Source organism: Gilliamella sp. WF3-4 (assembly GCF_001690275.1).
GTDB classification, from domain to species: Bacteria; Pseudomonadota; Gammaproteobacteria; order Enterobacterales; family Orbaceae; genus Gilliamella; species Gilliamella apicola_C.
Map to the genome: position 1 here is coordinate 15,612 of NZ_LZGW01000030.1, position 20,817 is coordinate 36,428.

Annotated in this window: 21 protein-coding genes and 1 tRNA gene; 6 read left to right on the forward strand and 16 right to left on the reverse strand. The window is 31.1% G+C overall.

Annotated features, from left to right (window positions below; translation table 11 throughout):
- Positions 1 to 14 precede the first annotated feature (14 nt).
- Positions 15 to 1,472 (reverse strand): MvaI/BcnI family restriction endonuclease, encoded by a 1,458-nt coding sequence (locus tag A9G47_RS06395; protein ID WP_065642463.1) that lies wholly within the window; start codon positions 1,470 to 1,472, stop codon positions 15 to 17.
- 273 nt (positions 1,473 to 1,745) lie between these two features.
- Here A9G47_RS06395 and A9G47_RS06400 point away from each other — a divergent pair, with 273 nt between their 5' ends.
- Positions 1,746 to 3,350: a DNA cytosine methyltransferase gene (locus tag A9G47_RS06400; RefSeq protein ID WP_065642464.1), complete on the forward strand. Its 1,605-nt coding sequence runs from the start codon at positions 1,746 to 1,748 to the stop codon at positions 3,348 to 3,350.
- Positions 3,351 to 3,818: 468 nt separating this feature from the next.
- Here A9G47_RS06400 and A9G47_RS06405 read toward each other — a convergent pair whose 3' ends face one another.
- The 14 genes from A9G47_RS06405 to A9G47_RS06470 form a co-directional block, all read right to left on the reverse strand.
- A complete protein-coding gene (locus A9G47_RS06405; protein WP_081303571.1) occupies positions 3,819 to 4,475 on the reverse strand; it encodes an antirestriction protein ArdA in 657 nt (218 codons plus the stop codon).
- A gap of 65 nt (positions 4,476 to 4,540) precedes the next feature.
- Entirely contained in the window at positions 4,541 to 5,788 is a 1,248-nt protein-coding gene (locus A9G47_RS06410) for a tyrosine-type recombinase/integrase (RefSeq protein ID WP_065642465.1), read from the reverse strand.
- An 84-nt stretch (positions 5,789 to 5,872) separates the two neighbouring features.
- Entirely contained in the window at positions 5,873 to 6,082 is a 210-nt protein-coding gene (locus tag A9G47_RS06415; protein WP_065568227.1) for a helix-turn-helix transcriptional regulator, read from the reverse strand.
- 110 nt (positions 6,083 to 6,192) lie between these two features.
- Complete coding sequence (locus A9G47_RS06420; protein WP_141674828.1) at positions 6,193 to 7,584, reverse strand: hypothetical protein; 1,392 nt, start codon at positions 7,582 to 7,584, stop codon at positions 6,193 to 6,195.
- A gap of 16 nt (positions 7,585 to 7,600) precedes the next feature.
- On the reverse strand, positions 7,601 to 7,927 hold the full coding sequence (locus A9G47_RS06425) for a hypothetical protein (RefSeq protein ID WP_065568229.1): 327 nt from the start codon (positions 7,925 to 7,927) through the stop codon (positions 7,601 to 7,603).
- Between the two features lie 40 nt (positions 7,928 to 7,967).
- Positions 7,968 to 8,504 carry a hypothetical protein gene (locus tag A9G47_RS06430; RefSeq protein ID WP_065642467.1) on the reverse strand — a complete coding sequence of 179 codons (537 nt, stop codon included), beginning with the start codon at positions 8,502 to 8,504 and terminating at the stop codon, positions 7,968 to 7,970.
- A 51-nt stretch (positions 8,505 to 8,555) separates the two neighbouring features.
- Positions 8,556 to 9,182, reverse strand: a complete 627-nt coding sequence (locus tag A9G47_RS06435; protein ID WP_065642468.1) for a hypothetical protein — start codon at positions 9,180 to 9,182, stop codon at positions 8,556 to 8,558.
- Between the two features lie 57 nt (positions 9,183 to 9,239).
- Positions 9,240 to 9,539 (reverse strand): hypothetical protein, encoded by a 300-nt coding sequence (locus A9G47_RS06440; protein WP_065642469.1) that lies wholly within the window; start codon positions 9,537 to 9,539, stop codon positions 9,240 to 9,242.
- A gap of 183 nt (positions 9,540 to 9,722) precedes the next feature.
- A complete protein-coding gene (locus A9G47_RS06445; protein WP_065642470.1) occupies positions 9,723 to 10,907 on the reverse strand; it encodes a hypothetical protein in 1,185 nt (394 codons plus the stop codon).
- Between the two features lie 163 nt (positions 10,908 to 11,070).
- On the reverse strand, positions 11,071 to 11,703 hold the full coding sequence (gene radC, locus A9G47_RS06450) for a RadC family protein (protein ID WP_218057442.1): 633 nt from the start codon (positions 11,701 to 11,703) through the stop codon (positions 11,071 to 11,073).
- Positions 11,639 to 12,229 carry an EcsC family protein gene (locus tag A9G47_RS06455; RefSeq protein ID WP_065642471.1) on the reverse strand — a complete coding sequence of 197 codons (591 nt, stop codon included), beginning with the start codon at positions 12,227 to 12,229 and terminating at the stop codon, positions 11,639 to 11,641. Before A9G47_RS06455 ends, radC begins: the two co-directional genes overlap by 65 nt.
- Before the next feature lie 251 nt (positions 12,230 to 12,480).
- On the reverse strand, positions 12,481 to 12,864 hold the full coding sequence (locus A9G47_RS06460; protein WP_065642472.1) for a hypothetical protein: 384 nt from the start codon (positions 12,862 to 12,864) through the stop codon (positions 12,481 to 12,483).
- A gap of 124 nt (positions 12,865 to 12,988) precedes the next feature.
- Positions 12,989 to 13,450: a hypothetical protein gene (locus A9G47_RS06465; protein WP_065642473.1), complete on the reverse strand. Its 462-nt coding sequence runs from the start codon at positions 13,448 to 13,450 to the stop codon at positions 12,989 to 12,991.
- A gap of 125 nt (positions 13,451 to 13,575) precedes the next feature.
- On the reverse strand, positions 13,576 to 14,175 hold the full coding sequence (locus A9G47_RS06470) for an inovirus-type Gp2 protein (RefSeq protein WP_065642474.1): 600 nt from the start codon (positions 14,173 to 14,175) through the stop codon (positions 13,576 to 13,578).
- A 522-nt stretch (positions 14,176 to 14,697) separates the two neighbouring features.
- On the opposite strand from A9G47_RS06470, the gene A9G47_RS06475 reads away from it, so the two are divergent.
- The gene (locus tag A9G47_RS06475) at positions 14,698 to 15,570 is read left to right on the forward strand and encodes a hypothetical protein (RefSeq protein WP_141674829.1); all 873 of its coding nucleotides are present in this window, start codon (positions 14,698 to 14,700) and stop codon (positions 15,568 to 15,570) included.
- A gap of 435 nt (positions 15,571 to 16,005) precedes the next feature.
- Here the strand turns inward: A9G47_RS06475 and A9G47_RS06480 are convergent.
- Positions 16,006 to 16,081, reverse strand: a tRNA-Phe gene (locus A9G47_RS06480).
- A 158-nt stretch (positions 16,082 to 16,239) separates the two neighbouring features.
- On the opposite strand from A9G47_RS06480, the gene A9G47_RS06485 reads away from it, so the two are divergent.
- From A9G47_RS06485 to A9G47_RS06500, 4 genes are all read left to right on the forward strand, one after another.
- Complete coding sequence (locus A9G47_RS06485) at positions 16,240 to 16,674, forward strand: FxsA family protein (RefSeq protein ID WP_065568238.1); 435 nt, start codon at positions 16,240 to 16,242, stop codon at positions 16,672 to 16,674.
- A gap of 147 nt (positions 16,675 to 16,821) precedes the next feature.
- A complete protein-coding gene (locus A9G47_RS06490) occupies positions 16,822 to 17,115 on the forward strand; it encodes a co-chaperone GroES (RefSeq protein ID WP_034915350.1) in 294 nt (97 codons plus the stop codon).
- A 46-nt stretch (positions 17,116 to 17,161) separates the two neighbouring features.
- Positions 17,162 to 18,808: a chaperonin GroEL gene (gene groL / locus A9G47_RS06495; RefSeq protein WP_065568239.1), complete on the forward strand. Its 1,647-nt coding sequence runs from the start codon at positions 17,162 to 17,164 to the stop codon at positions 18,806 to 18,808.
- Positions 18,809 to 19,182: 374 nt separating this feature from the next.
- Entirely contained in the window at positions 19,183 to 20,814 is a 1,632-nt protein-coding gene (locus tag A9G47_RS06500) for a hypothetical protein (RefSeq protein ID WP_065642476.1), read from the forward strand.
- Positions 20,815 to 20,817 lie beyond the last annotated feature (3 nt).

The following is a 20,817-nucleotide window of genomic DNA, read 5'->3' on the forward strand; positions in this document are numbered from 1 at the left end:
TGACTCTTTAAAAGTTAATTTAATTGGTACTTAACAGGCTTAGGAAATAGTAATTCCAAATTCCGTTTATCAATTTTAAATAATGGACCTTTTTCTGAAACGCGATTGTTTTTAGCATTTCTTTTAATCAGATGATCCATTGTAACTACACCATTTTCAATTAAAGGCATTAGCTGATTTAATAATGGTGATTTTGTATGAGTCACTAATTTAAGGTTAAAATATTCTTCGCCATTAATAAAAGTACTCTCTACTTCAATCCAGAAAGTTTCTGAATGCTTTTCATGTAATCGTGAACGTAACATAGTGCCATTCCATACAGCAACAGGCTCTTTGATTTCTTTACCATTCTTTTCTGTTACATGCCACTCATAAAGCATATCTTCCTTTATTTCAAATTTTAAACCTTGACTATTTCTTTGCTGAGTGCTTAATGTACAGTATAGCTTAAAATCATCTTCCCTTTGGTAGCCATATTTATCTAAAATTTCAGCGCTACTTTTACAATGGCTATTTGACCAATCAGCTACTTGTGCAAAAAGCGTAGTACGAGTTCTATTTTTATTATCTCGACCAGATTTTAATTCAATACCTTTATAATCAGGTTGTTTGCTAGAGTTAGGTGGAATTCCAAGCGCACATTCAATTGACATTCCTACCGTGGTATCACCATATCCAATCGCTTTTATTGGTTTTTTAGCTAGTTCTTTTAACTTAGCTAATAGCTCATCTGCCACTGCATTTGTCTGTTTTGTATATTCATAAATAAATTCACTAAATTTACTTTGAGGCACTTTTAATTCGTTATTCAGATTAACTTCACTTAGATTTAGCAAGTAAGGAACCTGATTAAAAATAATTATAGCGATTTGATCTCCAGCATCAGCGAAAGTACTTAAAGCCGTAAACCACATTCTTGGATCCCCCTTCTTTGTCACTGGTCGATATAGGCTCATTTTTGTTTCACGAATCGTTGATGAAAATAAAAAGAATGCTTTAGAGATTTTCTTAAATTCAATTCCTTGATGTTGTTTAGTATAGTTATGAAACTTGGACAGTTCAAAATGAGTTCTCACGGGTTGTGTTGCATCAAGAATTGATTTTTTCAGTCCTGTTTTTGTCGGTTCAAAAATAGAATAGTCAATAGAATAGTAAGCCAATATTTTTTTATTTTCTAATACATTAAATTTAATATCTGATGGCAATTCATCTTTACGTTCTTCAGCTAATAGCTTCCGATCATCTTCATCGATCTCAATATCACCACTTTCAACAAATGTTGTTGAAACTTTAGCTGTTGGAGTTTTTATCTTTTGGTGTTTATCGAAATCTCTACGTAAAGCGGTCCAATTGGAGTGGCCTTCTTGTTTTGCTATTTCATCTAATGCTTTTGCACTAATGATATTTTTTTGTTTTTTAAGTACTTTGGCTTGTTTCTTTAAACGGGCAATATAAGGATGTTCTTTAGGCATGTTTTTCCCCTCTGTAATAAAAAGTTTCAAAGAAATACATGCACTAAACTTACTGCCCACAAATAAGTTAAAAGTGCAAACGAAACAATTTTTATTACAGAGAGGACAAATTAGTCTTTACGAGCGTGGGCTGACGGCTTCTCTCTAAGCCTTGTTTCTAAGAATATCGAGAGAGCTTGCAAAAGTCAAATTCTATATTGTTAAACCCTGGACTTTTTCTATTTTCTAGTTTAGAATTTATTCTTAATATTTTTCTTATCTTAGGTATATCAATTGAAATGTTCTAAAAAGTTTAACCATATTGAATTATTTGCAGGTTGTGGAGGTTTATCTTTAGGTCTAGAAAAGGCAGGGTTTGAACTAACTCTAGCCAATGAATTATCACCAATGGCTGCTGAAACATTTGCTTATAACTTCTTTAATGAAAATTTTCAACAACTAGCAAAAAAAAATAAAAAGCCTAAAAAAGCCTTTTGGCTTTCAAGTCAATTTGATAGCTTAACTAAACGTCTAAGAGAGAACCCCTTTAGCTATCCTTCTCTTCATGAAGGTTTCAATGATATTCCAAGTGACAAGAAGCAATTAGAAAACTCACTTATCATTGGTGATATTATTGAATTAAATAATTTAATTGCACAAGATAAAGCGCTTTTATTCGCATTAAAATCTGCATTCAATGATACTGAGGTTGATTTAATTTCAGGCGGCCCACCATGCCAGAGCTTTAGTATGGCTGGTTTACGCCAGAAAGACAGTGACAAAAATACCCTACCTTGGGAATTTGCCAACTTTGTTGAAAAAATCCAGCCCAAAATTGTTTTACTGGAAAATGTAACTGGTATTTTACGTGCATTTAAAGATAAAGATGGTTCTCTATATCATGCTTGGTTTGAGGTTGCTAAAGTATTTGCTACTAAAAAATATATTCCGCTTTGTCTACACGTTAATGCGAGATTTGCTGGTGTACCACAAAACCGCCCTCGCTTTATCATGCTAGCGATTCGCCATGACATTGTTCAAAAATTGAAACCTTTTTTTAAAAAAGAGAGTGCTGAAGAAACATTATTTTCTCCTTCTCTCAATTTTTATGCTTCAGTTCAAGAAAATGTTGAAAAAGTATCCTTTGGATCTCTCCCATATTTTGATGTATCAATTCCTGAACATCATAAATTGTTTCAATCCTCATTTTTAAAACATTTAGTTAATCATGATGAGGTTAATGTAAAATCAGCACTCGATGATCTTAAGATTCATAATCCGGCAAAACCTTCATCATTTATTAAAAACTTAAACTCTGAATTTGCAAGTATATTAAAAGCAAGAAAAAAAATTAGTAACCATGAACTACGTAATAATAGTCAACTTGTTAAATGTCGATTTCGTATTTATCAAATACTACAACAATGTGATAATCGATATATTACTAATTCAGTCTTTAATATTTTAAAAGGTAAGGAAAATAATTTACCTGAAGATGTTTGGGATAAACTAAAAAAATTTGAATATTTGCAAGATAATAATCAAATGAAGGCATTCATTAATAAAGTTGATTTTGAAGAATATTTGAAACAACATCCGACACAAAAACAAACCCAAAAAGCCTTAGATCCTAATTCTCCATCACCAGCTGCCTTGTCTATTCCTGATGATGCCTGTCATTATGATGAGAAAGAATTACGAGTACTAACCGTTAGGGAAATGGCAAGGATACAATCATTTCCAGATAATTTTGTATTTCGCTCTAAAGTAACTACTGGCGGTAAAATGCGAAAGTTTGAAGTGCCTCAATACACCCAAGTGGGTAATGCTGTCCCTCCATTATTTGGATTAGCGCTAGGAAAATCAGTTACTGAGCTACTAAAGCTACTTGAAAAATGAGATAAAACTATAATTCAATAGGTTAATACGTAGTATAAAAATGAAACGGTATATATACTCCTCAATATTTTTTACAAAACATAGCATTAGTTTTTATTAACTTTCTTGATGTTAGTAAAATTTATTGAATTATATAGCTATTTAGTTAACTTATTTATAAATGAAGAAAATACTTTTTATTATTGTCCTTAATTTGCAAGTTTTGTATTAAATGACATAAGTGATTTTTGGATAATTAATCAAGTTATTAATCATAAAGCAGATTTTTTTATGTACCTATTCCAATTAATTATTAAAGAAATAGTATTTCCACACCTTTAGCACCAAAAAAATAAAGTGATCTCTTTGTGAATTAAGTTGATACATAATTATAAACAGTTTCGATTAAAAATTTAAATTACTAATGAATTCCCCTTATAAAGCTTATTTAAAGCTTTATAAGGGGAATAACTAATTATTTAATGATTTTTAAATAGAAATACAATACTCTTCTGGAACACTTTTCCCATCGTAATCAAAACTAAAACTTTCACCTGTATAATAGGTATAATTACCAGAATAAAATGTGCCACTTTGTTCAAGTGCAATATCATGGCCATATCGTTCGTAATCAAAGTAATTTGCTAAGTTACCGAGTTCTTTTAAACTATAACAACCACTTTCAGCAATCCAGTAGAAACCTAAATCATATTCATTGCTGATGTTATATAGACATTGAAAACAATCTAAGTTATCTGTTAGATTAATTAAGTCTGTAATTGAATTAATATTTATGCCAATGTCAATGGCTGCTTCATAGATTTCTATTTCATCATGGCTTAATTCGTCAAGTTTATAGGCTAAATAATTTAGTTCATCAAGATTGCTATGTTCAGAGATATAATTTGTTATGCCATATACAGACGATTTGTAACCACTTAAAAAGAACTCTTTGTAATTAACACTATCAATGCCAATTTGTTTAAAGCATTGTTTTACTTTTTCTGGTGTTGTTGGTAGCTCTAGCCATTCACCAATCAATTGTCCTTCTTTATATTTTCCTAAATGGGTGATAAATACTGAGATCATACCAGAACCCACCGTAGTGGATTTTAGGCATGATGATACACTAGGTAATGTTTGCATAAACAATTCCTTAATTTTTTGATATTAATTGATATTGAGAAATGAATTAAATAGTAGGGTATTTTTTAATTTGTTTTGAACTCATAAGGCATAATAAACTCAGTGCGGATTGAATCTAAGTAATCAGCCCACCATTGAACCATTTTAGTTCGTTCGATAATGTGTTGTGCTTTATGGATATAAGCGGCTCTAACGCCATTACGTTCTTGATGACTCATCTGGCGTTCAACTGCATCTCGTGACCATAGATTAGATTCAACTAATGCACTACAAGCCATAGTTCTAAAACCATGTCCACAAAGTTCTGTCTTGGTGTCATAACCCATTGTTCGAAGTGCTTTATTAACCGTATTTTCGCTCATTGGTTTTCTTGCAGAATGATCACCAATAAATACCAGTTCATACATTCCACTAATTTCATATATTTGTTTTAAAACTCCTATTGCTTGATCACTTAGTGGAACTAAATGAGGTGTTTTCATTTTGGAGCCTCGGTGAGAATGAGGGACACCATCAATTTCCTCCCTTTCTGCTGGAATAGTCCAAATCTTTTTATCGAAATCAATTTCTGACCAACGAGCAAATCGCAACTCACTAGAACGAATAAATATAAGTAGAGAAAGTTTAATTGCCAATTTGGTTAACTCTCGTCCTTTAAAATTATCAATGCGCTCTAAAAGTTCAGGTATTTGTTCAAGTTCAAGTGCAGGGCGATGATTCACTTTTACTTTACTTACCACGCCTTTTAAATCTTGAGCTGGGTTATAAGAGATATAACCATTTTGTACGGCATAACGCATTATTGCTGAAGTACGTTGTTGTAATCGGCTAGCAACTTCAAACCGACCATTTTCTTCAACCGCTTTAATTGGAACAATTAACTGGCGAGTAGTTAGTGCCGAAATAGAATAAGCGCCAATTTTAGGAAATAAATATAGTTCTAATGTTCGTAGTACTTTTGCTCTATGTGGCTCAGACCAAGTTTTATTATTGGTACACCATTTACGTGCAACTTGTTCAAAAGTAACTTGTATTACTTCTTCAGACTGTTTTGCTTTCTTTTCTACCTGTGGGTCAATATTTTTAGCTAGCAATGATTTAGCTTCATCCCGTAGCCTTCTAGCTTCGCTTAATAAAACATTAGGATATTGACCTAGAGACATTAATTTTTCTTTAGTATTGAAGTAATAGCGAAAACGCCAATATTTAGAACCATTGGCGTGAACGAGTAAGAACAAACCATCACTATCAGAAAGCTTATATTGCTTATTGTGTGGCTTGGCGGATTTAATTTTTAAATCGGTTAAGGACATAACGAATTCCTCAATTATAAAAATTTAGACATAAAAAAAGCCGCATATTTGACTATGCGGCCTTGGTTAATAGAAAGTTAACGGCTAATTAGCTTTGGTGTTTATCCATGCTTCAATCTCTTTTAGACGCCAACGAGAGGATCTTCCTAATTTGATAGGAGGTGGAAATTTATTTTGCTTTATCAAAGCATAAAACCATTTATCTGTCATGCCAGTGAGTGTGGTGATATATTTCATATCAATTAGGTAATCTGGATGTGTTTGTGCATCCAAAGGGGATAAGAATGTTGACATTGTTGTACCTCTATTGAGTGAAGTGGGTTAATTACATTCAATAGATAGGTAGCAACAATATTTTTTTACTATTTAATAATCTATTCCTAATATCTATATTGATTAGATCTTTAGTTTTTTAGATTAGAATTAATATCATATAAAAGCTGATAAAGCGGATCATTATATACTGAGTCTACATATTGATCTGAATAAGTAGCACTAAAACAGTTATTAGCCAATTTAGAGTCAGAAATTACTGGTGGAAATGAATTGGTTTCAACAATTAATTCACAGTTGGCCAATACTGGTTTTTGTTCCCCTACTAATGACCAACGTATTTTTTGATCATAGTTTTTGATTTTAATATTGCTTTGCAATTTTTCTAAAATCTCAATATTAGCTTTATTTTTGTTGTTATGAGGAACCAAAACATCAGATACAAACTTTGAAATAATATTTTTTTCTTTTGTTTTTAATGACTCAAGCAGTTCTCGGTAATTATTTGCTGGAATTTTTGTTTCTATCTTATGATCATAAACGCTAACTGTCTTTGGTGTTTCTCCCTCTAAAAAATATTGTAATGTTCGATTACAAGCACTACTATGAGCAAGATTAATCATTCCGTTATCATCGTCAATTTTAAGTAACTCATCGCTATAACGAATTTTTTTATTATAGATAGGATTTATAAAACCACCTTGATTCTCAAAAAGATAAGACCGACTAAAATAAATTTTATGCTGTTTCAGTTGGTTATGAATATCCTTAATATCACTAAGCATTTCTTCTATTTTATTATGAATAGCTTTATTTGAAATATTTTCCCATCTAAAAGATGAGCTTGGTGAGGAATTATCCCTATCAACCATCCAATAAATATCCCCGACTAACGATGAATATTTAGAATAATAAATATAATCAATAAGATCATTAACTAAAGAAATAGAATGATCTTCTAAAATAATTTTTTCAATACTTTCTTTGTTAGTTATAAAATAATTTCGGTTTTGTTGATAACGGATGAATGCTTTTGATTTACTTATATCATCCAATGCTTGTCCTAATAAGTTATACACCTCTAATCTTGCGTTAGCATAAATAAATTCTGTCGCATTTATATCAACATAATTTTCATAAATGGTGTATTTGTATCGTTTATTTTTTGATGCTTTGACTTCATCTATTCGGAATTTTTTATATTCTTCTGGAGAGACTTTAATATCTGTTTCTACAAATTTGGATTTAAGAATATTTAATTCATCATCTAATTGAGCGTGTAAGAATTTTTCAGCATTTTTTGTATCTAGATTACAATTATACTCAACAATATCTCGTTTCTTTTCATCTTTTAAAAATTTCCAGTTCACTGACTTACATATCTCACGATTTTCTAATGCATTACCAACAGTGATTGTTTGATCTAATTGAGGGTAAATTAAAGCTTTTACTCTTTTGACCTCCTCCGAATCACCACAAGCTGTTAAGAATAAAACTACAATTATAATAAAATATTTTTTCATGTAAAAATTGCCCTTTTTAATCAAAAGCATATGTTTCTGTTCCCTTATTTGTATCGACTGTTACTTCAAGTATGTCACAACCAAATTTAGGTGTTACTTTAACTTTTTCTCCAAATTTAAGTTCAACAAGGTAGTTTTCAGTAGAGGAAATAATTTTGCAATTATCACGATTGATTACTACCTTATTAATTTTTATATTATTTTCTTTAGAAGTGATAAAAGCTTGTTGTACATAGTCATCTAATCGTTCGTTATAGTACTCATCCTTTTCTACAATCAAATTAGGCAAAGCGAATGCATTACTACAAAATAACAGAAATGTAGTTATAATAAGTTTTTTCATGGTCATTTAATCCTTATGTAAAAATTAGTTAACTCCATAATTAATTTTCACTTATCATTTTTTCATCTGGGTACATATTAGGATCGGTAATAGTAAACTTTTCGAAAGATATTAAAATAGGTTGAAAACCAATTACATAAGCAGGGATGTTATTATCTTTAAAATATCTTTTAGCCTCTTTAGTATAGTTGTAAACCATTTCACGTGTTTGACTATAGTCAACGAATATATCAGCCTCCCCCTCCATTTCGAATGTTCCTGTGATTAAACCTGTTAAGCCATTAGCTACTTTCGATTCCCAATTTGCAGTTCCACTGTTTTCTTTCCAAAACTTATTTTCTTGTTCTTTATCTAAAAATCCATAACGTAATTCAAATAAAACCATAGCAATATCATTTTGATTGTAATAGTCACGCATTCCTTTAAGTTTAATAGGGATATTTATTGTATGAACTCCATTTTTGATAACTGCTAAATGTCGATTTAATCTTTCTTGTTTAATATCATCATTGTTTTCTGCATTTGCTATACTAATTGAAAATAAAATAGATAAAAATAATACAATTAAGTGTTTCATCGTTTTGTTTTGCTCCATTATTCTGTTTTTATCAAATTTAAATAGCCAAGATTAAAAAGGGCTTTTTTCATATTGGTTTTCGTCATCTATTCTAGATAAACCTGGCTCAGTATATTTATAAGTGATATATTCGACTTTTGTTGGTTGTAGGCCAATAACATAGAATGGAGCATCTTTATACCATTTTCTAGCTTCTAAAGTTAAAGCAAATACATGATCACGACTTGAACGAATTGGAAGTCCATGTGTGTTTAACCAGCTATCGAGCTTATCTTGAATCATATCAATAAATGCATTTTTGTAATCAGTATTATCCATATCCCATAATCGAACATCTTTTTCAGTTTTACCATCAAGAAGAATATAGCTAAGATCGAACTCTAATCTTGCAACCGCTTTTGGATGGTTACATAATTTACCTTCATCAACATCAATACATTGAATTTGATCTAGAGTAATCTTTTTATGTTGTATTTCTTTTTTAAGCAATTCATTAAAGGATTTTAGACGTTCGGGATAGACGGGAACATAATCATAACTAGCCATTGGTTTCATTTGACTTAATTGATATTCATTTGTACCTATTTCACTATCTTGGTAAGGATTGTTATTTGCAAATGAAATTTGCGAAAATAATAGCGCTATCGCTATGAGTAAATTTGAGGTTACTTTAGACATTTTGTTATTCCTTTCATTTAATATAGATTCTAATTAGCTAAATAATATTTCTGAACATTAGTATTGGCATTTTGATTCTAAATTTTTTGTTGTTATTTTTGAAAAAATTTCTTGAATGAGTATAAGATCTTGTTGTGTAAATTTATCTGTTGCTTTATTAAATAGTTTAATTTCTTTTTCGTTTAATTGAGAAACTGAATTTTCAGCAATACATTCACAATACTTAATTGAACGATTTGAATAATCTGTTGCAAGAATACAACCATCCTTCATATTTTTGATAGCCTCTGATTTTGGGTCAGAACATCCTTGCAATAGCAAACAAGATAAGATGGTTATTAAAATTATTTTTTTCATGTTATATACCTTTAAAATAATTTGAATAACCACAAAATCCCTTTTGAAGATGCGAAACCAAGCATATAAGGAGTATTACCATTTGAAGGAAGGGTGAAGTAGTTGTAGGTCGCAACTAAGAAAGCAATAACAAGATAAGCGAAAATAATTTTTTTAAACATTTTTTATTCCTGATTGTAAAAATTAATGGTAGTTAAATCTATTAAATATTTGGCTAACCAAATCTGAAATTTGGTTAGCCAACTGATTAAGTAAACTGGTAAATTCTGGATCAAAATCTGAGATTAAAGTTTTTATGCTCTTCTCGATTTCAATATCGGTGTAATATTCTTTAATTTGTGATAAATCAGAAAGTGATTTTTCTAGTAAATTAGTAACAGTTAAACGGACAATAAAATTGAAAACAATTTCCTCCTCTCCATCAGCATCGTCATATGTTTGGATAATAGATAAAAAGTGTTGTAAGTATCGGTTGTTATTTGAACCAGACAACGATCTTATACTTTCATTAGCTATTTGTTGACATAGCCTTTCATTAACTCCTCGATATAGAATATTAAAGATAATTAAAGAACAAGCAAAAGCTTGCATTTCGATGGTAGCAATATCATTTTCTAATTCTTTAATTTGCTTTTTTTCTATAATCTTGCTTCTGAATTTTTTTACAAATGAAATAACAATACCTACAAATTCATAACAAATATAAGTATGAGGGTTTTCTTTTTTATCTAGAAAAAAGATTGTAGAAATTGAACCAGCTAATTTTATCTTGCATAATAAGTTGTACATTTCATCGGATGGAATATATTTGAGTGTTACAGTTTTATCCGTTTGATTCAATGAATATTTAGTCGTTTGTTCAATCTTACAATCAGCTTCAATCATAGAATCAGTATTACTTTTGTTATTTATACATTGATTATTTTGATCGGAAAAAGTTATTAATTGTGATGTGTCTAGTGGCTCTTCTTGTTTATTATCTTGCTGTTCAATAAATAATTGTAATAGCAAACACAAACGGTAAATATCGGGCGCATCAGGCATTGATAAAGAACTTAACTTAGAACCATTAATAAATATATTTGACTTTTCAGAGTAAATTTTTTTTATATCAGAAAAATTTATTCTAATAGGAGAATCAAAAGGTTCCTTAAAAATCATTTGATTATTTGTAATTAATACCCCATCTTTAGCCCCACCAAATAAAGTATTGTCAATTAATATATAAATTTCTTCAGGTCTTAATCCTTGACCATAACAAGATAGTGCATTTGATAATTTTTTATTCGGTATTGTTGGCGCTAAATAAATTTTTTCACCACCATAAAAATTATTTTTAGTTAAAAACTCCAACAAGGTATTTTTCATAATAAAAATACGCTCCATTGTTAATTATTAGATTCTATTTAAGAATATTTGGTTTTTAATTTTCACTGATCATTACAGCAAAGTCATATCGTTTAAACGGATCAATAAGATCTTATTGATCGTTAAAAACGATCAATACATATACATTGAAGACTTTTTAAAATTAGAGCCAGCTTTGTTCTGCAAAGGAAAAATGCGATTGTCGACCAATTACAATATGATCTAATACTCGGATATCAACGATATTTAGTATTTCTGTTAATTTTTGATTGATATTGCGATCTGCATTACTGGGCTGTGCTTCACCTGATGGATGATTATGGGCAAAAATAATAGCTGCTGCGTTATGTTTAAGTGCTTGTTTAATTATTTCTCTGGGATGGATTTCCACAGAGTTAATTGTGCCCATAAAAAGTGTTTCTACTTTAAGTAGTTGATGTTGATTATTTAGATACATAGCAACAAAGTGTTCTCGTTCTTTTTGTGCTAATTTTAGTCTAAGATAATCAATAACCTGTTTTGTTTTGGTGAACTGATTTTTTTCTATTTTCATTTGCTTTTCAAGCAATTTTAACGCTGTTGTCACAATGCGCTTTGTTGAATAGTTGGTTTTCATTTTTTCTCCTGTTAAGCTTGGCCAAAGCACCATGTCTTTATGTAAAAACGGGAATAAATCAGATAAATTCATAACTAGATGAATTTTTAGATAAATGATTATTAGTGTTATTCGACTAATTGAATTGATTAAATTGATTTTTAGCAAATTGGCCAATGCGATAGGTAACTGTGCGATCAATAACCGCTCCCACTACACCGCCGAATATTGGGAGCATCTTAATTAACTTCACGCTATACTTTGCACTTAAAATAGTAATAAGTTGTTTAGTGATAGATAGATTTATTTTCCAAACCACTTCATTGGGTTGTTTGAGCAATGTAGCTAAGCAAAATTGCTGTAATTTTAATTTACTTGCCATCACACATAATGATAAGTAAATTAACATCTTAATTCGTTTGTCCTTCACATCTTGGCCTTGCAAAATAGCAATGGTTATAACGAGTCTCATTTGAATAAACAATACACTCAAAGCATTTGCAGGTAAAGTAATCGGTAAACTTGTCATTCCACCTAATCCAGTAATAAACCCTGTTGTCCCAGCTTTATTAGCTTCCTGTTTAATTAGGTTATCAAGGCTATCAGAATAGAAAGGAAAACGTTCTTTATGTTGTTCGGCTAACGTGTAAGCAGAAGCTAAACCATATCCGCCTGTTAAACAAATTTGATAGAGCCTATCAAGTAATAAAGATAATTTATCTGACATTTATACTTCCTTATTTAATGAATTAAATAAAGAATGAACATGATTGAAATAAGGTTCTAATGAATAAACTAAGGTGATTTTCGATATTTGATGATCTAACATGGTGCACTCCTTATAAAAATATTAATTAAACGAACACATTAAAATGCTCCATTAATGATATCTATTTAAAATTATTTATAATCAGAGCGTTGAAGCACATTGAGAAAAATGAAGCAAACAGGATAAATGGGTTTGCTTCATGGATAAGATTAGTTGTTGTTACTGATACTATTTAGTTCCACTGAAAATTGTTTTTTTGCTGGGTCACTCCAATAAATAGTGTAAATTATAACATGGCTTTTAGAAGACATATCGATCGAGTACATATAACGAGTGCGACATTGGTATTCTTCTGTTTCTTTGTTTGCGCTAAGTGTTTGAGTGCCTGAAAAGTGACGATTTCTTCCTACCAAAAATGGGTCAATATATTTACGTGTCAAAAACCGTAAGACTTTTTCTGTTTCTTCACTATTACAGGCCGGAGGCATACTTGCTTCACAAAAGCCACTAAATACACTGAATGTACTAATTAATATAAATAATATATATTTCATGAATATTCTATTACTTTCTCTACAATAGAATTTATCCATTTCATCTCCTTAAGTTATTTTTGATCAAAAATGCGTCATTATTATTAGAAATATATTGCACACTGTCATATCGTTTATAACGATCAGTTAGGATCTTATTGATCGTTATAAACGATCAAGCTATTTAGCCGAAAGTATGTACATTGTTAATATACAAGGTACGAAGAGGATTATGTTTTTCCCACGAGAGTTGTGCTAATTCAGATAAAGCGTTCTTAGCTAGTTCTTGTTCAACATTAATACCATTTCCATCAGTTTGATTTTTCCAACAATCAGTAACTAACTTCATAATAACGTTATAATTTGCATATTGTTCAGGACTAAAGTACAACATGGCAGGAAAGTAAAAGCCATATTGCTCATCAAAAGCCATTACCCAAACAATGCTAAGAATATGATTGGAAAGTAATGTTAAATCAGACAAGTTCAACATATCCATATACGCATCTATTCCATATTGCCTTTGATAGGCATCGTCATGATAGGCAAAATCCATTCTGACTGGATATAACTTCCCATAATTTGTAAGTAACGATCTATGATGAGCTCTTAGCTTATTTAGTATTAGGTCATAGTAGTTGTCCATTTTTTATTCCTTTATATGAATTGGATCTATAGCAATTAGTCTGTTTTGTTGACTTCTTTGTATAAACATACTTTTAAAGATTCATAGTGATTTTCCAAAATGAAGGAAATAGTTTTTTGGGATTATTAAATACGGGAAGAAATTAAAAATTTATTCAGACCAAGTGTTCTAGGTTTTCCTCGATGACTTGGAGGCGGGACTTTACTTAAAAATAGACAATCACTATAACACTCTTTAAAAAATGATTTCTGTTCTGTTTTAGCTAAATAACTAAGCATATAACAAACAGAACGAAATGCTTCATCATCGTGATGATTTATCACCCTTAGCCCATTAATATGATAATTATTCCGCTGACAATCATATAAATAACCTTTAGTCAGTTCATACCATGCACGTTCCAGAGCAACGTAAATAGGATAGTATTTTTGCCTTTTTTGACCATTTACATAAAAAACAGAATGAAAATGGATATGTTCATTCTGATTAAATTCCATAACAACAGCATACCCTACAATATCAAGTTCAAGTTGCATAGCTTGATAGAGAAAGTACATTATTTCTTTTTTGGTTGTTTCAATATCAGTATTGAACTCATCATCCTTAGCATAATGAATGTCGATTCGAATCGGTAAAATTTTTGAGTATCTATCTTGTAGCTTATTTAGGTGTGTAATTAGTTTCTGATTGAGCTGTTTATTAATAGTAAAGTTTTTATTTTGCATGTAGTTGCCCTTATCAAATTAGAGTTATTTGATAAGGAGCAAGATTATTTTTTTACTGTTTTAGTAACTGATGTTTTACTCAGATAGAAGGTTATTGGTGTTATTTATCTAATAATTTTCTTTTATAGAATAATATTAATTAACCTTAATTCACTATCTCAAACAACAGTAAGGTAACAAATTTCACTTTAAAAGCTCAATTAAGATTAAACATATAATAAAAATTACTCTAAAAGCACGAGATGAGCGTTAATGATCATCATTATAACTATATTTTCCCCTACATTTATTGATAATAATATTATTATATTTCCATAAAAATTTTATGTTAATAACACAGATTCTCTTTTTGTTTTAGATTATTTATTTACATAAATATTACTTAGTGATAGTTTAATTATTAATCAAAATAAAATTTAAGAGTAATTTATGAACTATTCTGTCCCACCCCAAAATATAAAATACATATCAGAATCAAATTTAAATATATGTAAAAAATATAACCACTATATTGATAATTACATGCGAAAGTTAGGGAGACCAATCATACGTCCTGGATATAAAATTAGAACACCATCAGAATACTGCGATTTTTTAAATCAATATATTTTTTCTTTGCGTTATGATGAAAAAGGATTAAACAATTTTATTAATGAAATGATTGCTTCATGTAAGCAAGATATTGATGACTTTAGTTGGTTAGAAAATGATAGATTATGCTATTATTCATGGCTATCTATTATGCTAAATCAAGTAAAAATAGATGATGATATTATAAGAATAAACCCTTGCCCTCCGGCAATGCCTCCACTCGCCACAGATTTAATCAATACACCATTAAAACTTATCCCATCTAGTTCTGACATGCGAGCGAAAATCGTTAAAGAATATATTGCATCATTAAACAATGATGACATACGTTTTATAGCGATTAATAATATAAAATCAGCATGGTCAATTATTGAAAAAATCAAAGTTCCTTTTAAGTTTTCAATTGATGATGAACAACAAATTAATTGGACATGGAACTATATTTTAACAAAACTGAAAAATAAATCGCCTTGGCAATATGATCTATATATGAATTACATAGTGCCAACAAGTATTGCGGAAAAATATCATGCTATTTTTATTATCCATGATTATTTCTATGCATGTAACGAAGATACACACAAAGTATTTTGTATTGATTATAAAAAAGCCTTAAGTCAAAAAAAATTTAGAGAGAAGGAAGGTGTTAAATCAATCAACGTTCAACTTGATATAAAAATAAAAGAACAATTAGACCAATTATTAGACCATTACCAATATAGTCAACAACGTTTATTGGAAGTATTAATTAGTGAGCATTATAAATCAGTTCAGCATAAATTAGATAAAAGCAATTTCTCTTAAGCATTACAAACAAAGGCTTTAAAGCCATTTTATGGATACATACCATTATCGAACCAAATGTATCCGGATTTGTATCCAAAATTGTGCTTGATTTAGAGTAACTTCAATTGAGTTTGGTTGAGTAGTAAAACTTAGAGGAAGCCTTGTGAAAACAGCTTTTGTTAGAAATGTTAATAAATAATTGTTACAAATTAGTTCAAAATAAATTAAATGCAAGTGATTTCTCTTAAGCATTGAAAATAAAGGCTTTGTGGCCATTTTATGGATACACGCCATTATCGAACCAAATGTATCCGGGTTTGTATCCGAAATTACACTTGATTTGGGGTGATTTCAGTTGAACTCGGTTGACAAGAAAAACTCATTGCAAGCCTTATCTGAAAAGGCTTTAGACATAAAAAAACCTGCTAGAAGCAGGTCTTAGAATTTGGTGATTGGTGCCCGGACGCGGAATCGAACCACGGACACGGGGATTTTCAATCCCCTGCTCTACCGACTGAGCTATCCGGGCAACAATGGATGCACATTAAACACGATTTGTAAGTGTCAGTCAATCCCTTTTGTAAAATTTTTTAAAAAATATTTATTGCTTGGTTGAAAATTAGCTAATCATCTTCATATTAATAGCTAATTTCTAATATTATTCCTTTGTGCTTATAGGATTGTTATATGCGATTTGTTGGTTTTATTCTCTTTTTTATTTATGTTTATTTTGAAATCAGTGTTTTTATAGCTGTTGCAAATTCAATTGGTGTTTTACTTGCATTAATCTGTATTATTGCAACGTCAATTCTTGGTTTTTCATTAGTTAAAACACAAGGTTTGAAAAATCTAAGTATTATGCAACAAAAAATCGCTAATCATCAAAGTGCTAAAGCTGAAATTATAAAAAGTGTATCTTTGCTTTTTTCTGGTTTTTTCTTACTTATTCCTGGTTTCTTAACTGATATTGTTGGCGCAATTTTATTAATTCCCCGTGTTCAAGATTATATTGTAGAATTTATAGTTCGAAAAATACCGATGAGATTTCAATTTTCATCATCGCAAACACATTATCAAGACAGTGATATTATTGAAGGTGAATTCAAACGTAAAGATGATTGATAAATAATCAATTAGACTTTTTTTAGTTTTCTTCCCTTGAAGAATTTAAAATTGTCCCCATATAGTTTGCACTACATTTGAAAATCATAATTGCATGATTTATTGATAATAATTGTTTTAATTAAAATTAGTGCTAGGAGATAACTAATGAAAATCCGTCCATTGCATGATCGCGTGATCATTAAACGCAAAGAAGTAGAATCAAAATCAGCGGGTGGTATCGTGTTAACAGGTTCAGCTGCTGGTAAATCAACACGAGGTGAGGTTTTAGCTGTTGGTAATGGTCGCATTTTAGAAAATGGTCAAGTACAGCCATTAGATGTGAAAGTGGGTGATATCGTAATTTTTAACGAAGGATATGGCGTTAAAACAGAAAAAATCGATAACGAAGAAGTGCTTATCTTATCAGAAAGCGATATTTTAGCCATTGTTCAAGCATAACTGGCAAATAATTAAACTATAGACAGAATTTAGGAGAAATACGAAGATGGCAGCTAAAGATGTAAAATTTGGTAACGATGCTCGCATCAAAATGCTTCAAGGTGTTAATGTATTAGCCGATGCAGTTAAAGTAACTTTAGGTCCAAAAGGGCGTAATGTAGTATTAGATAAATCATTTGGCGCACCAACTATTACTAAAGATGGGGTTTCTGTTGCTCGTGAAATCGAATTAGAAGATAAATTCGAAAATATGGGTGCACAAATGGTTAAAGAAGTGGCTTCAAAAGCAAACGATGCAGCGGGTGACGGTACAACCACTGCTACTGTACTTGCTCAAGCAATTGTTAATGAAGGTTTAAAAGCTGTTGCTGCAGGTATGAATCCAATGGATTTAAAACGCGGTATTGATAAAGCCGTTGTTGCAGCTGTTGAAGAACTTAAAAAATTATCTTCTCCTTGTGCTGACTCTAGAGCAATTGCACAAGTTGGTACCATTTCAGCTAACTCTGATGAAACCGTTGGTACTTTAATTGCTCAAGCAATGGAAAAAGTAGGCAAAGAAGGTGTTATTACTGTTGAAGATGGTACAGGTTTACAAGATGAGCTTGATGTTGTTGAAGGTATGCAATTTGATCGTGGTTACTTATCACCATACTTCATTAACAAACCTGAAACAGCAACAGTTGAATTAGATAGCCCATATATTTTATTAGCTGATAAAAAAATCTCTAATATTCGTGAATTATTGCCAGTGCTTGAAGCGGTCGCTAAAGCAGGTAAATCATTATTAATTATTGCGGAAGATGTTGAAGGCGAAGCATTAGCGACTTTAGTTGTAAATACTATGCGCGGTATTGTTAAAGTTGCAGCTGTTAAAGCACCTGGTTTTGGTGATCGTCGTAAAGCTATGTTACAAGATATTGCAATCTTAACTGCTGGTACTGTAATTTCAGAAGAAATTGGTTTAGAGCTTGAAAAAACAACACTTGAAGATTTAGGTCAAGCTAAACGCGTTGTTATCAATAAAGACAATACAACCATTATTGATGGCGTTGGTGAAGAGTCTTTAATTAAAGCGCGTGTTGAACAAATTCGTAAACAAATCGAAGAATCAACTTCTGATTATGATAAAGAAAAACTTCAAGAACGCGTTGCTAAATTAGCTGGCGGCGTTGCCGTAATTAAAGTTGGTGCAGCAACTGAAGTTGAAATGAAAGAGAAGAAAGCGCGTGTAGAAGATGCGTTACACGCTACTCGTGCAGCAGTTGAAGAAGGTGTTGTTGCTGGTGGTGGTGTTGCTCTTGTTCGTGCTGCATCAGCGATTTTAGAACTTAAAGGTGCTAACGAAGATCAAAACGTAGGTATAAAAGTCGCTCTTCGTGCAATGGAAGCGCCATTACGTCAAATCGTGACTAACTGTGGTGAAGAAGCATCAGTTGTGGTTAATGCGGTTAAAGGTGGCAAAGGTAACTATGGTTACAATGCTTCAACTGAAGAGTATGGTGATATGATTGCAATGGGCATCTTAGATCCAACTAAAGTAACTCGTAGTGCATTACAATACGCAGCGTCTGTTGCTGGTCTCATGATTACTACTGAATGTATGGTTACTGATTTACCTAAAGATGATAAAGCTGATTTAGGTGCTGCTGGTGGTATGGGCGGCATGGGTGGTATGGGCGGAATGATGTAATCTCATCTGTTGCTACTCCTTAAACTTATCAATATAAACCACTCGTTCATGCGAGTGGTTTTTTCTTATTAATTTCTTTCCTTATTTGTACCAAATAAAACAAATTAAAAATACGCCGTTAAATTGATTAAAGTTAAATATGAGGCTTGATAATACTTTCATATGTCGGTAAATGGCTTAAATTATATGTGTTTCCTATTTTCCTTTTTTATTATCAATAGCAGTTTTACTTGTCAAAATAAACTGTTAAATAGATAATAACATGATGAAAAGATGGCATTTGTCTTTTCTATAGGAGTAAATTAATTATTCCAAACTTTCTCCTTTTCATTTGAAATAGGATTTAAAATAGCTAAATAATAAGGAAAAAAACAATGAGTGTATCTTCTAAGAGAAAAGTAACTAGCATCGAACAAAATGATTCTTCAGTTAGGCAACGACAAAAAAGCGCTAAAGTAGAAAATCCGCTTTCAAATATTCAACAAAATACTTTTTTTAAAGTTATTTTTTCAGATAATCTTTCACTTGAACAGAAAGTAGAAGAAGTCACTCATATTTTAGAATTTACTGATAATAAAGAAGCTGATAGAGCCAAAATTCAAGAATTTGATACATTTAAAGAATATCTACAATCCATTTCAGAAGAGATGTCTAAACAGCGCATCGAAATGACTGATACCGAAGTATTCGCTGAGTTACAGCGGGTATATTCTGACTTTAATAATGACCTTAATGACTTTATTGAAAAAATTAAACCACTTACTGAACTTACAGACGCACTGTATAACTTACGCCAAAATGGTGAGACTCGAAATGCTTTAGCGCAAATAAAAGCGGATCAACAATGGGATGAAGAAAAGATAGCGCAACAAGCAAGCGTGCAAAGCGAAATTACTAGTATTGAAGAGAAAATAACTAATTTGCAAAAAGAAATCGTTTTGTTACAAAATGATAGGAAATTTTTTGGTTTAGGAAAAATTAAAGTTGCATCACAAGCTAAAATCACTGCTAATGAGGAAACTATTGTACAGTTACAACAGCAAATACAAAATAAACAAAAAGAATTAAGTGATATTCAGATAGAAATTGCACAACGTCACGAACAACGCAAGGATTCAATCGATGTTGAAAAACTAAAGGAGTTACTGAACCTAACTTCAGAACAGCATACATTACGCCAAGCTGATATGGTTGAATCGGCATTAAAATTTGTTAATCAAGGCAAAGAACGTTTTGGTGCAATTCGTAATCACCTTGAAAAAATGGTTAAACAAATAGAAGGGCTTAGCGATAATAATGGCAATATGATACAAATTTATGCCATTATGAACGAAGCGACTAAAAAAGTTGAGAAAGTTCACCGCGAACGTAGAGAAGAGCTTGAGCATAAAGATGTTGGTGACAACCTATTAGAATCAATGAAGCTTGATGAAGCTAGACGCAATTTAGATGAACATATCGATACTGTATCAACAGCAACAGTTGATACCATGCAAACCTATGGTGAATTAACAACGGAAGCCATTAAAATTCGCAATATGCAAGCTGCAACCAAAAAACAAGTTGAAAGTGCCAGAGCAATGCATTCACGAGGAATTGCATCGGTTGCTTCACAACTTAGTGTTGTGGTTACTGCTGTTAACTCAGCAGCAATTAATGAGGCACAATCTATGGCAGGTAATACTTTAGCTGAAATGACACGAGTAACAAATGAGATAGCTAAAAATGAAGCCATCCGAATTGCAACAGGTCGTGATGAAATTAATAATGATTTAGAAGCGATGTTACAGAACTTAGCAGAATTTGGTGATACTCAAAAAGAAGCTACTGAAATTACACGTTCAGCATTAGAAACAATGCGAGCAAATTTAGAAGAAATTGAAAGAATGTCTAAAGATGTTCAAAATGATACGCGAGAATTTATTGCTGTGACAGGTGATGTTTTATCAGAAAAATCTGAGAATAAAAAAGAGAGCTCGCAAACTACCTCTCCCTTTAAACTATAATAA